Annotated in this window: 11 protein-coding genes and 1 pseudogene; 5 read left to right on the top strand and 7 right to left on the bottom strand. The window is 63.6% G+C overall.

What is annotated here, in order from left to right:
• Both ABS64_RS02985 and ABS64_RS02980 read left to right on the top strand, forming a co-directional pair.
• Nucleotides 1-439 (top strand): annotated as a pseudogene (locus tag ABS64_RS02985) (hypothetical protein); the annotation flags it as partial.
• Nucleotides 440-446: 7 nt separating this feature from the next.
• The gene (locus ABS64_RS02980; protein WP_292680698.1) at nt 447-1,262 is read left to right on the top strand and encodes a glycosyltransferase; all 816 of its coding nucleotides are present in this window, start codon (nt 447-449) and stop codon (nt 1,260-1,262) included.
• Here the strand turns inward: ABS64_RS02980 and ABS64_RS02975 are convergent.
• Entirely contained in the window at nt 1,254-2,192 is a 939-nt protein-coding gene (locus ABS64_RS02975) for a WxcM-like domain-containing protein (RefSeq protein WP_036290620.1), read from the bottom strand. The genes ABS64_RS02980 and ABS64_RS02975 overlap by 9 nt on opposite strands.
• A 25-nt stretch (nt 2,193-2,217) precedes the next feature.
• The gene (locus ABS64_RS02970) at nt 2,218-3,342 is read right to left on the bottom strand and encodes a DegT/DnrJ/EryC1/StrS family aminotransferase (RefSeq protein WP_051498886.1); all 1,125 of its coding nucleotides are present in this window, start codon (nt 3,340-3,342) and stop codon (nt 2,218-2,220) included.
• 66 nt (nt 3,343-3,408) lie between these two features.
• On the opposite strand from ABS64_RS02970, the gene ABS64_RS02965 reads away from it, so the two are divergent.
• A complete protein-coding gene (locus ABS64_RS02965) occupies nt 3,409-5,661 on the top strand; it encodes a glycosyltransferase (RefSeq protein WP_292680689.1) in 2,253 nt (750 codons plus the stop codon).
• Here the strand turns inward: ABS64_RS02965 and ABS64_RS02960 are convergent.
• Together ABS64_RS02960 and ABS64_RS02955 are read right to left on the bottom strand one after the other, a co-directional pair.
• Nucleotides 5,598-7,742 (bottom strand): glycosyltransferase family 4 protein, encoded by a 2,145-nt coding sequence (locus tag ABS64_RS02960; RefSeq protein WP_036289064.1) that lies wholly within the window; start codon nt 7,740-7,742, stop codon nt 5,598-5,600. The genes ABS64_RS02965 and ABS64_RS02960 overlap by 64 nt on opposite strands.
• Complete coding sequence (locus tag ABS64_RS02955) at nt 7,739-8,650, bottom strand: glycosyltransferase (protein WP_155947554.1); 912 nt, start codon at nt 8,648-8,650, stop codon at nt 7,739-7,741. The genes ABS64_RS02960 and ABS64_RS02955 overlap by 4 nt, the downstream gene beginning before the upstream one ends.
• Nucleotides 8,651-8,774: 124 nt before the next feature.
• Between ABS64_RS02955 and ABS64_RS02950 the strand changes: the two genes are divergently transcribed.
• Nucleotides 8,775-9,638 (top strand): ABC transporter permease, encoded by an 864-nt coding sequence (locus tag ABS64_RS02950; RefSeq protein WP_051498832.1) that lies wholly within the window; start codon nt 8,775-8,777, stop codon nt 9,636-9,638.
• Nucleotides 9,622-10,362 (top strand): ABC transporter ATP-binding protein, encoded by a 741-nt coding sequence (locus ABS64_RS02945; protein WP_292680651.1) that lies wholly within the window; start codon nt 9,622-9,624, stop codon nt 10,360-10,362. Before ABS64_RS02950 ends, ABS64_RS02945 begins: the two co-directional genes overlap by 17 nt.
• Nucleotides 10,363-10,386: 24 nt before the next feature.
• Here ABS64_RS02945 and ABS64_RS02940 read toward each other — a convergent pair whose 3' ends face one another.
• From ABS64_RS02940 to ABS64_RS02930, 3 genes are read right to left on the bottom strand one after another with little or no spacing between them, the layout of a single operon-like run.
• Nucleotides 10,387-11,292, bottom strand: a complete 906-nt coding sequence (locus ABS64_RS02940; RefSeq protein WP_081768030.1) for an NAD-dependent epimerase/dehydratase family protein — start codon at nt 11,290-11,292, stop codon at nt 10,387-10,389.
• Nucleotides 11,193-12,614, bottom strand: coding sequence for a polysaccharide biosynthesis protein (locus ABS64_RS02935; RefSeq protein ID WP_081768028.1), 1,422 nt, complete (start codon nt 12,612-12,614; stop codon nt 11,193-11,195). Before ABS64_RS02935 ends, ABS64_RS02940 begins: the two co-directional genes overlap by 100 nt.
• The gene (locus tag ABS64_RS02930) at nt 12,607-14,070 is read right to left on the bottom strand and encodes a bifunctional dTDP-4-dehydrorhamnose 3,5-epimerase family protein/NAD(P)-dependent oxidoreductase (RefSeq protein ID WP_292680646.1); all 1,464 of its coding nucleotides are present in this window, start codon (nt 14,068-14,070) and stop codon (nt 12,607-12,609) included. Before ABS64_RS02930 ends, ABS64_RS02935 begins: the two co-directional genes overlap by 8 nt.
• Between the last annotated feature and the right edge of the window lie 2 nt (nt 14,071-14,072).

Here is a 14,072-nt window from a genome sequence, read left to right as displayed (position 1 = left end):
GTGGGCGCAGTACGACCTCGAGTGGGGTTCGCTGGGCTATCCGACGAGCAGTCCGGCCGTATCTGGGTCGTCTTACACGCAGACGTTCCAGGGTGGCACGGTGACGGTTGCGGATGGGGTTGCGACGCTGACAGCAGCGGCCGATCCCTGGCTGAACGAGCGCCTCACACAGTCCTGGCTGGGCTCGCCGATTACGCAGAGGGTGTGTGGGTTGGCTGGTGGCGGCTGTTATCAGGCGTTCCAGGGCGGGTACATCTACTCGTCGTCGGCTGGGGTGTTCGCGGTCCGTCCGGAGGTTCGGGCGTGGGCGCAGTACGACCTCGAGTGGGGTTCGCTGGGCTATCCGACGAGCAGTCCGGCCGTATCTGGGTCGTCTTACACGCAGACGTTCCAGGGTGGCACCGTCATCGTGACAGAGGGGGTTGCGCGACTTGACTGAGGAGCTCGTGTCGACATTCGACGAAACCGCCACAGCGCGCGATACGACGGTCATCATCACGTGTTGCAATCACGCTTCTTATGTCGAGCAGTGTCTGGAGTCTGTATTCCTGCAGACGGAGGTTCCGGGTGCGGTGATCGTCGTTGACGACCTGTCGACGGATGATTCCGTCGCGGTGATCCGACATTGGGTCGCCACGCATCTGAAGGACGTGACCCTGCTGGCACATGCGGAGAACAAAGGCCTGTGTCGCTCCCTCAACGACGCCCTGCATCTCGTGAGGACGCCATACCTCCTTCACATTTCCGCCGATGACTGGATGCTGCCAGCGCGTGTCGCAACCCAGATCGGTGCGCTGCGCGCGCATCCAGAGGCCGCGTTCGTCGCTAGCGACTTTCTCGAGGTCGATGCCGGGGGCCTAGAGTTGGCGACGCATGATGTGCTCCCCAGGCTCGACGGTCTCATCGGACCCGATCGCCGGTACGAGTTCATGAGCCGGATGCTCCAGGAGAATGTGGTTCCGGCTCCCGCGGTTGCGATGCGTACGTCCGCCGTTCGCAATGCGGGGGGCTGGGATGAGTCGCTCGTCTTCGAGGACTACGACATGTGGCTGAAGCTCGGCCGTCAGTATGGCGTCGCATACACGCCGGGGGTCGTCACCGCCTACCGGAATCTCCCCGGGTCGATGTCCCACGCTCAGGAGTGGCATGCGGCGATGGAGGGTAGCCTCCTTCGCATTCTCGATGGCATTCGCGGTAGTGACGCGGGGTGGGACGAGATCATTCGAGACCGCATCGCCCGGATCGGGGCGGGCTCACTCTGAAGCTGCGGGAGCAGCGGCCGTTGCGGCCAGGAAATTGTCGTAGTCGCGAATGTAATCGTCGGGATCATACGGATCGGAGGCGAGCACCAACAGCACCGCGTCCGCGCTGTAGTTGTACTGGGTCCCCCAGGTCATAGGGGGCATGAACAGCCCAATTTCCGGCGAGTCGAGAACGGCTTCGAACCTGTGGTGTCCATCATCAGCCATGACGCTGACGCTTCCGCTCACACAGACGAGAAACTGCTGGCAGCGACGGTGGGCGTGCTCGCCGCGCACTTCTCTTGACGGTACGTCATAGACAGCGAAGAAGCGCGACACCGGGAACGGAACCTCCCTTTGGAACTCGCCCACACTGAGGCTGCCTCGGGCATCCTTCGCGGATGTCAGGCGGATGAGCCGACTTCCGTTGCGCAGCGGCGGTGCCTGCTCTGGAGTCTGTGGAGTCGGCGTCACGCGTAACGTCGTGCTGTCGACATAGCCGGAAATCCGTGCCGGGTTGCCAACCACTATCGCCCCCGGCGGGACGTCGTGGGTCACGACGCTGCCGGCTCCGACCATGGCGCCGCGTCCAACGGTGATCCCGGGCAGGATCGTGGCGTTCGCTCCAATGGAGGCCCCGCGTTCCACGACAGTTGTGGCGTATGTGGCGGGTATCTGGCGGCTCCGCGGGAACGGGTCGTTGGTGAACGTCGCGTTCGGGCCAATGAACACATCATCGTGCAGGCGGACACCGTCCCAGAGCTGTGTGCCGCACTTGAGGGTCACCCGATCCCCAACGATGACATCGTTCTCGATGAAGACGCCGTCGCAGATGTTGCAGTCCGTGCCTATGACTGCTCCGGGCAGGATGTGGGCGAATGCCCACACGCGTGTGTCGGCACCGACGTTCTCGGATTCGCAGAGTGCCTGTGGGTGAATCCGTGGTGTCATCTGACCATTATGGATGGTCGAGAGGTCAGAGTGAACGGAGTGCCGTCGCGACTCGGTCCACCTCTTCGTCGGTCATATGGGGGAACAGTGGCACTGTGAGAATCTCAGCGGCGGCACGTTCAGCGTGAACGAGAACTCGCCGAGGTCGCTCGATCGGCTGCAGGTGGTCCGGCACCGGGTAATGCACATCGGTGCTGATCCCCTTTCCCTGCAGGTGTTCCCGCACGGCGGCGCGATCGCCACTTCGAAGGACGGCGAGGTGCGCGACGAAGCCGCTGGCGACGCGGTTGACCATCGCGTCAGTGGCGTCTTCGTATGCCTGGTGGACGGCACGGCGGCGAGCAGTCAGCGTGGGTAGGAGCGCAAGGCGCTCCCGGACGACCGCCGCTTGAAACTCGTCCATGCGCGAGTTCCTGCCGCGCGGGTCGGTTACGACGTATTTCTGCTCCCAACCGTATTGACGCAATTGGCGCGCCTTCGCGGCGACCTCTGGTTGCGAGGTGAGTATCGCCCCACCGTCGCCGATGGCTCCGAGATTCTTCGTGGGATAAAAGCTGGTGATGGCGACGTCCCCGATCGAGCCGAGAGGCCGGTCCGCAAGCATGCCACCGAATGCTTGCGCGGTGTCCTCGATCACCATGATCCCGCGGGGGCGGCACCAATCGACGAGAGCCGCGACGTCCGCGGAAGCCCCGAAGAGGTGGGTGACGACAACCGCCGCTGGGCTGATCCCTTCCGCTGTCACGGCCTCCTGCAGCGTGTCAGTCGTCATTAGCAGGCTGTCTGGGTCCACATCGACAAATACGACCGGTGCACCCAGGCTCCGAGCCGCAGCGGCGGCATAGCCGCCGGCGTTGGCTGCGGTGTAAACGGGCCTCCCGGCGCCGACTCCCACAGCAGCCAGGGCGATTTCCAAGGCAGCGGTACCGCTACCGACGACGACGGCGTATGCGACGGATGCGGCGGTGGCCAACTCCTGTTCGAGTGCTTCGTTCTCGGGGCCGAGGATGAACCACCCTGACGACAGCACTCGTTGAAACGCGGACGCGATAATCTTTTGGTCCGCAATCGCGGCGCGTGCCGGGTCTGAAACGCGGATGACGGGTGCCGAGTTAGCGGGGTTGCTCACGGAGTTCGGCAGGTCGGCCATGGCACAATTGTAAGCGGCGGGGGTCCCCTGTCTTCCTTCTCCCGCACGTCCAACTTCTGAGGAAGTATGTCCCAAGTGGTTCCCGCGTTGTCAGTTGTGGTTACGGTGCATGCGGAGGGCCGACTACTTCGGCCAACGCTTCGTTCTATTCAGGCTGCCCTGGAGCATGTGCGCGATGAGTTGGGCCTGACGGCCGAGCTTCTCCTTGTCGGAGACCGCGTCGACGCAGCTACCCGCGTCGAGGTCACGCGATGGGAATCGATGCCGAACTTGCCCTTTGCGGTGCGCGTGATCGAGGTCGATCTCGGCGAATCTGGCGCCGCTCGCAATGTCGGAGTGTCGACCGCGGCTGGGGAGTTCGTCGCGCTCGTGGACGGAGACGACCTCGTTTCCGTGAACTATTTCGCCGAGGCCATCACCCTGCTTAGGAGGAGTGAGGTGGAGATGGTCGCGCACCCGCAGTATGTGTTGAGTTTCGGTGCGCGTTCGTTGCTTTGGGAGGTCGACAGTATGCTGGGCGGCCACGTCGACTACCGGGACCTACTCCGGCACAATTTGTGGCCGTCATCATCCGTCGCCCGTCACGCGACCTATGCACGGTTTCCCTTCCGGTCGCTGGATCCTGAACTCGGATACGGGCCGGAGGACTGGGTGTGGAACATCGATACGGTCACGGCTGGGATCACGCACGCGTCCGTGCCAGGCACGGTGTTCTTCTACCGTGTTCGCAGCGCAGGTGGAGTGAATCATCGTCATTCCCGTTCTTTGCTCCCGCCCATCGATCTGGCGGGGCTAAGGGCGGCGATGCCCGCCTTGCCCCCGGGGGATTCGAAGGGTGAGCGGGAACGGCCGTCCCTCGCGCACCGTGTGTACGAACGTGCACTACCGGTCGTCCGGGTGGCGACATGGTGGCTGAGCTTCGAACTGAAGCACATGATTTACCGCTCCGTGCGGTGGGCGTACCGGCTCATGCGTGGGCGGCGTGGCGCGGGGACAACAGGCGAAGATGAAAACCTGGACCCGGAAATCGAGCGGATCTTGCGTCTGGCTGCCGAAATCGATCCCGCGATCTCCTGGACCGCGCATTCATACTCGAAGCTGCAGGCATGGCACGCGCGGGATGACGGATATGTAGAGGTCTTAGAGGCGGCGCTCGCCGAAATGGGTAGCAATCCCGCGGCTCTCGTGCTTGCGCCCTGGGTGGGCGTTGGCGGTGCGGATACCGTTGCCCTGAACTATGCGCTCGCGCTAGCCGAGTCGCCTGGTTTCGAAGGTCGCACGACGATTGTGGGCACTTTCCTTCAGGAGCGGACCGTGCACGAACGGATCCCCGGCAACGTGAAGTATGTGCACCTGTGGGATCGATGGCTGGAACTGCCGCCGGAGGTACGTCGGCGTCTCCTAGCGCAGTTCATCGTGTGGGCGGACCCTTCCGTCGTGATATCCGTGAACTGCTTCCATCTCACCGAGTCTCTGACGGAGTACAACCGCCAGATCTCCACCGGACGACGCGTGTTCACGACCCTTTTTGCCTTTGACCGAATCGGGTTCGGGCTTCCGGTGAATCCCATCACGGATGACAGCCAGCGTCAGTGGCTCGATTCAACCGCAGGCGTGATCACGGACAATACGGCAACCGCCCGCCTCGTGGAGGACATCCTGGCGTTGCCTAAGGACCGAGTCCTCGTCCATCGCCAACCGGTGACGAAGCAGGAGACGGCTTTGCCCCGGGGCACCCGGGCCTACAACAACGAGTACTTCTCCGCTCTGAACCCGTTCCGACTGCTGTGGCCGCATCGGCTCGATGAGGAGAAGCAACCGGAAGCGCTCATCCTCATCGCGGACGAGCTTCGGCGTCGACAGATTCCGGCTGTCATCGACGTATGGGGCCAGCGGGTGATGTCGGACGAGGGTGACGGCCTCATCGACCGACTCGAACACGCAGGAGTACGGTACCGTGGGCCGTACACCGGGGGACTGGCCGCTCTCGACACCTACGACTATCATGCGCTGCTCCTCACCTCGAAGTCTGAGGGGCTGCCGTTGGTTCTCGTCGAGGCGCTTCTGCGGGGCTTGCCCGTTATCTCGGCCGCTGTAGGGGGGGTTCCGGACCTGATAAGAAACGGCGAGACCGGTCTGCTCGTGCCCCATGCGTATGCCGCGGAGGAGTTCGCCGACGCGATCAGGAGCCTCATGGCGGATCTACTGTTGCGGAGAAGGATCATCGAGTGCGGGTACGAGCGTGCGCGCTCATGTCATTCGTGGAGTTCATTCGTTGCAGTCGTGGGCGAGGACATCGTCGCGGGATCACGGAGATAACCCGCAATCTCCGCCAGGCTCGCATCGAATGCTCGTGGAGTATGGCGATCGCGCACTCGCTTCATGGCGGCCGCTGACCGCGCGCGAGCTAGTTCCGGTTCAGCCCAGATCTCCTCCAGGCGGTCCACGTAGCTGCCGACGTCTCTGAAATCTGCGACCGGATAGCCGGTCGTGTTGTCCAGGACTTCGTTGACGCCGCCCACGTCAGCGGCGACGGATGGGATGCCGCACCCCATCGCCTCAAGCAACGACAGGGGAACGCCCTCCCACTCGCTCGTGAGGATGTAGGCACCGAATCGGGAGAGAGGAAGCTCCGCGAATCGCTCGTACGGCGGGTGCCGGTGCGCGCCGTACGCCTCCAACTCCGCGAGCACCTTATCGATGGCGGCATCGGCCATGACGGGCTCTCCGTAGAAGTGAAACTCGAAGGGAAGCTTTCGAGCTCGACTCTCGGCCACGATATCCGCGAAGATATCCAGCCGCTTCGCCAGATCGAACCGGCCGGCCCACAATACTCGAAGCGCGTCAGTGCGCGAATCGGCGCCGAGGCGAGCCGAATCAACCGGCAGGTCAACGACGCTGCGTTGTACCGCAAACTTTTCCGCGGGGTATCCGAGTTCTGCCACCGCCGCGTGCGCGAAGTGCTGGCTGTCGACCAGAACGGCTCGGACGGGAGCCAGAAAGTCAGGTCGTCGCAAGAAGAGGACCGACGTGCGCTCTCCGTCCTCCGTGCGATCAAACGAGAACGTCGACAAGAAGATGTTGCATATCGCGTCGAGCTCGCGGCCCCATCGCTCCACCACGTCGTATGCGATGGTCGAATTGAAAGCGTGGACCGTCCGGACCCGCTTCTGCGCGATCACCTGTGGAATGATCCAATCGACGAACGCGCTTCGGGGCACGCCCTGTCCGAGGAACTCCCTGAGCTCGACAACGTGCACCTCGGGTGGAAGCTCGCGAATCCGACGCGACTCCGCGTTCTCCGTCGTGATGAGTGCGACGGTCGCCATCGGATCGGCGCGCTGGACGGCCCGAAGATACTCCAGCAGAACCGAATCGCCACCGCCCGTGTTGAACCAGGGGGCGAAGAAGAGGTAGTCAATGTGGGATGGCAGTCGCGTGGCGATCTGCCAATACGCGTCGATGCTGAGGCAAAGGTCCGGCGGGTAGGGTTCTCCCCATCGCTCGTACCATGTGTCGACGGCTGGGCGGGGGAAGGGGAGGAGCGGTTCTATCCGGTTCTGCTCGACCCACATCCGACGGACATCCGGAGCAAATCTCTCCCGGACTGGAACGGTGCGGCGAACGAGTGGGAGTCTGCGCAGCCTGATCCATGCTCGGCGCGCCAGCTGCGTGGGGAGGCCGGGCCTGGTGGTTGGGGATACCGCGTGGCGTTCTCGTTGACTCGCGCCGGGCAGCGCGCTGAGCGGAGTGAGCACAGGACGCGTCGATTCCCAAGGGGCGCTGTCTGTCCAGACGCGGTGGAACCCGACTGTGCCCGAGACGGGGATTTGCCGCACGCGCGCAAGGACGAGACGGATCCCGCTCGGAAGCGCGCTTCCTTCCTGCCTAAAGGCTGGCTCGAGGACGGAGCGTGCTCCAATAAGGGTCGGTGACCACACGCGCATGTGCGCGACCAAGGCCGCGGGCCGGTCATCATCCGTACCGTCCCAGGACAGCTGGGGCCAGGTCCCGCTGCGCCTTCCGAACGTCAGAACCATCGCCGGGCGGGCGGATCCGCCGCTGCGCGCCGCCGCTATGAGGCCGAGTCGGAACCAGTTTGCGGACACGAGGTCGCCAGCATCGAAGAGGGCGAGGTAGTCGCCTGAAGAGCTGAAGATCCCGTCGCGAATCATCTCGCTGAGTGAATTCGTCGATGAGTGCGTGATCGAGATTGGTAATGATATCGACTGGGTGGCGAGCCAGCGCGTCAGGTATTCGCCAGCGTCGGGTGTTGTTACGAGTTGTATACCAAGGTCATCCGTGGTGAGCTCGGTGGCCGCCCGCAGGATGGAGCGGAGGGTAGGAACGGCCTCCCTGCCGTGGCGGCGCACGGTGACGATTGCGGTGAGAGATGTCATCGGCCGGGTCGCCAACGCCCCGTGAGGCGCAGCAGGAGAGCGCGCACTCGGAAGTCGATCGTGTGTGTGAGCTGGCGCTCCAGCTCATTTGTGCGGGAAGAGAGCGACTGGAGGCTGTCACGCACCTCGTCGAACCGATCGTCCAGGAATCGAGTGAGGTACAGGGGGAGGCCGAGGCCGGCCTCTCCTACGTAGCCCCGAAGGGCACGATCACGGACCTGCCGATCCATGATTCGGTGGAGGCCGGCGGAATCGACCACTGAGTTACCGAGGGGGCCCGTGGAAGCGGGCCGCTGGTGCCAGTACGCGAGGGGCACGCCGTCGATGAATCCGATGCCCCCATGCGCCGCTAACCGCAGGTTGCACTCCCAATCTCCGGTGACAGGAAGTGACTCGTCGAACAAGCCCACGGCATCGAGGGCGGAGCGTCGTATGAGCAACGAGATCGGGACGCAGGTGTTGAAGCGGAGCAGGTCGAAGAGGGTGACGCTCGATAGTTGGGGGAGGAATACCTCGCGTGAGATCTCCTCGACATGATCGTTAGAAATGCGCTCCCAGACAATCTCGGTACGAACCGCTACCGCCGACTGCGGGTGAGACTGCAGATGCGCGACCGTCGCCGCCAGGAACGAGGGGGCCCAGGTGTCGTCGTCATCGTGGATGGCCACGAACTCCGCCTGCCCGCGTCGAACGGCTTGATTCGAGGCCGCCTCCATGCCCCGGCTGTGCGCGTTATGGATGACCTCGACGCGATCGCCAAGTATGTCGGCGCGCGAAGAGACCACCGAGTCGACGCGGGCGGAGTCCCCGCCGTCGTTCACTAGCGTCAGTGTCCAGTCATCGTAGGACTGAGCGAGCACATCGTCGATCGCGCGCGTAAGCAGACCCGGCCGATCCTTTGTGCGCATCACGATATTGACGCGACCGGCGTTGAAGTCGGGCACATTCACTCCATCCCGCGCTCGAGTGAGTCTCCGGTCTCAAGCGCAATCTAGAATAGCTCGATGGGTGCGTAGGTGCCGGAAGGGAATCATGACGACATCGAACCTGCCGACGGCGCCGCTCCGAGCGCCGGGAGTCGGCGTTGGGCTGGTCGGCGTTCTGAAACGCCGGCACCTTCTGGGCCTACTCGTCCGGAAGGAGGTCCAGATTCGCTATCGAGGGTCCGTCCTCGGGTGGTTCTGGTCGTATGTTAAACCGCTTGTTCAGTTCGTTGTGTTCTTCGTCGCTCTGGGTGTTTTCCTGCAGCTCAACAGCGCGATCGAGTTCTACCCCGTTTACCTGCTGACGGGAATGACTGCGGTGACCTTCTTCAATGAGGCGTTTTCGAACGGCACCCGCAGCATCGTCGACAACGGTGCGCTGATCAAGAAGATCTACCTGCCGCGCGAGCTCTTCCCCGTCGCGAGCACTCTCGTCGCAGTGGTGAACACGATTCCGCAAGTCATCGTGATCCTCGTGCTCGCGATGGTGTTTGGCTGGTCATTCTCGCTCGGCGCGCTGGGAGCGATCGTGCTGGGGCTGGTGATCGTCGCGGTGCTCGCCACAGGGATGGGGCTGCTTTTCGGTGCCGTCAACGTCGCCTTCCGCGATGCTCAGAGCTTTGTAGAGATCATCGTGATGTGTGCGATGTGGGCGTCGCCGGTGATGTATCAATGGCAGATGGTCGCTGACCGATTGGGTGACCTCGGCTTCCTGCTGTATCGATTGAACCCGTTGACGATCGCGGTCGAGCTCTTCCACTACGGCTTCTGGGCGCCGATCACGTCCGAGGCGCAACCCCTGCCGGGCTTGTGGGCGTTCTCGCTGGTCGCGCTCGTCGTATCCATTGTCGTGCTGGCCGTTGGACAGCTCGTGTTTCGACGGCTGGAGGGCCGCTTTGCTCAGGAGCTCTGACCTATCGAACGCGGCGATCGTTGTCGATAGAGTGCATAAGACGTTCAAACTGCGTCACACGCACTCCTTCAAAGAGACTTTCCTCGCTGCCATCAAGCGGAAGCCGCTCACCACGGACTTTCACGCTCTCGACGACGTGAGCTTCTCGGTTAACCAGGGAGAATCTGTCGCCCTGCTCGGATTCAATGGGTCTGGGAAGTCGACCATGCTCAAGCTTGTGTCCGGGGTGATGACCCCGGACAGCGGACGTGTCCTCACTCGCGGGCGCGTCGCCGGACTCATCGAGGTCGGAGCTGGCTTCCACCCGGACCTCTCTGGACGCGAGAACATCTATCTGAATGCGGCGATTCTTGGGATGTCTAAGAAGGAAACTGACGCTCGGTTTGAGGAGATCGTCGCTTTCAGCGAGATCGAGGAGTTCATCGACACGGAAGTCAAGCACTATTCCTCCGGGATGTTCCTCCGGCTGGCCTTTTCGGTGGCCATCCACACCGAGGTCGACGTGCTGCTGATCGACGAAATCCTTTCGGTCGGGGATGAACCGTTTCAGCGCAAGTGCCTCGCGCGTATCCGTGACCTGCATTCGCAGGGGCGAACCCTAGTCGTGGTCAGTCATGACCTGGACATGGTCGCCAACCTTTGCGACCGCGGGATTCTCCTGCAGAAGGGGCGCGTGGCCTTTGACGGACCGAGTGGCGAGGCCGTTGCACGGATGCGTGCCTAACCGCGGGGCCCGAAGCCTTCGGCCTCACGGGTTCTCAGCGAGGGGGCGCGGGAAGATCTGGAGCACTTCGCGCATGCGCCCGGTATCGGCGACGCTGAAAGACGGTTCATCCGACAGATAGGTCTCGTAGGAGCCTGGCCTCGCCCCCCTGTGGAGATCTGCGTTCGAGGTGCCGATGCCGGTGCCGACGTTCACGACCCCGCCGCTTTGCAGATCGGCCGCGGAGATGCTTGCGTGTATGGCGTTGGCGACATCATCTACGTGGATGTAGTCGCGGACGAACGGCGCGCCGAGCCTAAGCCGCACGCTCGTGTCGCCGTACGCCAGCCTGTTGATCAAGGACTTATCGAGCCCCACGCCGTAGACGTTGAAGAGTCGAAGCGAGATACCACTCAGCGATCCCTGAGCGCTGGCTTCGGTCAGGACGTCCTCCATACGGATCTTCAGCCGCGCGTAGTCCGTCGTACCGTGTCGTGGCGCCCATTCGGCGAAAGGTCTGGTTCCGGCATCACCATAGACTGCACTGCTCGACGCAAAGACAATTCGCTCGCAGCCTGCGGCGGCGGCGTTGCGCACAAACGCCTCCCACGCATCGATGGCTGGAAGGTCCGCGGCCCCGGCCGTATTGACGGGATTGGCGAGCGAGATGATGCAGCGGGGGCGGACATCCAGCAGTGTTTCCCGGGTTCCAACGGTGTCGAGTAGGTCGAGGCGTCGGCCAGTTCCACTTCGGGAGGTGCTGACAAATGCCGTCCGGTGCGAGTCCAGAACGTGCGCCACGCGTCGCCCGATGGGACTGGTGCCCCCCAGCAGCAGGACGTCTGTTCGCGTCACTGGAGTCTGGCGAAGCCGAAAGACCGCAGTGCGTCCTTCAGCTCCCCGTCCGAAATCGAGTAGCTCAGCGTGCGCCTCAGGGTCTCTCGAGCCCATGCGATCGTGTCGCCCTCCTCATGCTCGTCGTCCTCCGTGACGACCATGATCTTCGGGTGAGAGGTGCGGTCGACCATACTCGCGCGATAGGACAGCTCCTCATACATCTTCTCGCCGGGGCGAAGGCCGATGATATCCACCTTGAGCCGCGGATTCACCGCGTCGATAAGGCCCTGAGCCAGATCGACCACGCGAATCGGCTCACCCATATCGAGCACGAAGAGGTCGCTGCCACGCCCGGCGATGGCTGACTGGATGACGAGCTGAGCGGCTTCGTCGATCGTCATGAAATAGCGCGTGATCTCCGGGTGCGTCACGGTGAGATTCACCTGCCGCGCCAACTGGCGACGGAAGATCTGCATGACGCTGCCCTCGCTCTCGAGGACATTCCCGAATCGTACAGCCGAAAAGATGGTTTCCGTCTGGCTCCCCAGGTCGCGCATCAGTAGTTCCCCGATTCGCTTCGTCGCTCCCATGACGTTGGTCGGGTTGACGGCCTTGTCGGTGGAGACGTATATGACACGCTCCGCTCCGGCGGCCGCGGCTTGCTCGAATACGTTGAGGGTTCCCCACACGTTGTTGTTGAAAGCCTCGACCGGGCTGTGCTGCATCAGTGGCACGTGCTTGTATGCCGCCACGTGGAAGACGTACTCGGGCCGGTACCTCTCCATCAGTTGAGACATGCGCGGAGTTGACTGGACGTCGGCGATCTCGAGCCGAACCTCACTCGCTTCATGGAACTCGTGACCGAGCCGGAACATGGCGCTCTCAGATCGATCCGCACACACCACGACCTCCGGCCCGAGCGCCTGCAACTGGGCGACCAGGCGTGAACCGATAGAACCTGCCGCGCCGGTCACCAGGATCCTGCGATCTGCGATGATGTCTCGGGCGTGCATCATGTCGTGCTTGATGGGCGCGCGACCGACCAGATCCAGGACATCGATGTCGGTGAGGTCGTCCACGGACACACGCTCACGAGAGACCACCCGGTAGGTGCGGGGGACGATGGCTATTTCCACGGCGGGGCGGGGGACACGGGTGACAAATTCTCTCACCACCGCGGCGTCGGCTGAGGGGATGGCGAGGTAAACCATCTGAACCGCCCGCGCCTCACATACGAAGGCCACGTCGGCGAGGGTGCCGAGGATGTCGTCGCCCGTTAAGGTGTCGTCCAAGTAACCCACCACGACGTCACCGGCCTCGACGACATCCTCCGCCAAGGAACGACCGGCAGTCCCGGCCCCGGCGATAAGGACGCGCTTGTGGTTGGCGGGTGTTGAGTTCTTGCCCGGTTTGGGCTCGGCGGATGAGTTATCCATGCGTGTTGGTCGTCCTCATGAACTGTGTTGAACCTGCCTGGGGTGTGGGGCCCGCTAACCACGCGGTCAGTGTGGGAAGCGCTGGGGCGGGCCGGTAACCGAGCTCTCGGAGACGATCCAGGTTGAGGACGCTGTTCTGGGGGCGCGGTGCGATCGGGGTCTTGGCGTCGGCGTAGTACTGCTCGGTGGTGACGGGGGTGACGCGGTCGGGGTCGTGTCCGGTGAGTCGGTAGACGTCGCGGGCGATGTCGTACCAGGTGGTGGGTTCGCCACCGTTGGTGACGTTGTAGAGGCCGTACGGCGCCCGGGAGTCGACCAGGTGCTGGATGGCGTCGGCGATCGTGGCGGTGAAGGTCAACCTGCCGGTCTGGTCGTTGACGACGGACGGGTTGATGCCGCGTTCGGCGAGTGCGGCCATGGTGCGGACGAAGTTGTTGCCGTCGCCGATGACCCAGCTGGTGCGGATGATGTAGTGGCGGGGGACGGTGCTGACGACAGCGTCCCCGGCGGCTTTGGTCTGTCCGTACACGCCCAGCGGAGAGACCCGGTCGGTCTCGGTGTAGGGGCCGGTTTTCGTGCCGTCGAACACGTAGTCGCTGGAGACGTGGACGAAGGTGATGCCGTATCCGGTGGCGATGCGGGCGAGGGCGGCGACGCCGGTGACGTTCCCGGTCCACGCGGCGGTGCGTCCTTCGGGGCTTTCCGCGGTGTCGACGGCGGTGTAGGCGGCGGCGTTGATGATGGTGTCGTAGTCGCGCCAGCGGCGCGCGGTCTCGAGCCCGGGGGCGGTGAGGTCGAGGGTGTCTCGGGTGGTGTATTCCACCCAGGGCTGGTCGCCGTATGCGGCGCGGAGGGCTTTCCCGAGTTGCCCGTTCGATCCGACGATGAGGGTCTTCTTCGGCGGGATGGGGGTGACGTCGGCCAGCCGGGGGTGGGCGAGGTCTTTCGCGGAGATCTCGACCTGATCCAGCGGGATGGGCCAGTCGATCGCGGCGGTCTCGTCGGCGAGGTTGAGGAAGGAGTAGGACGCGTCGGGGGACCAGTGGTCGTTGACGAGGTAGGTGTAGGCGGTGTCGGGTTCCAGGGTCTGGTAGGAGTTGCCGACGCCGCGGGGCACGAAGATCGCTTTCGACGGGTCGAGTTCGGTGGTGTAGACGGCACCGAAGGTGGGGCCTTCGCGCAGGTCCACCCAGGCGCCGAAGATCCGCCCGGACGCGACGGAGACCCATTTGTCCCACGGTTCGGCGTGGATCCCGCGGGTGGTACCCACCTGGTCGTTGAAGGAGATGTTGTTCTGCACCGGCCCGAAATCGGGGAGGCCCGCGGGCACCATCTTCTCGCGTTGCCAGTTCTCCTTGAACCAGCCGCGGGAATCGCCGTGCACGGGCAGGTCGAACACGACGAGTCCGGGGATGGGGGTGTCGGTGCGGGTGAGCTGCTTGCCGAACTCGGTCATGC

It is taken from the genome of Microbacterium sp. SCN 69-37, assembly GCF_001724435.1.
GTDB lineage: Bacteria > Actinomycetota > Actinomycetes > Actinomycetales > Microbacteriaceae > Microbacterium > Microbacterium laevaniformans.
The sequence above is the reverse complement of the archived record's forward strand: the minus strand, read 5'-3'. Positions and strand labels throughout refer to the sequence as shown.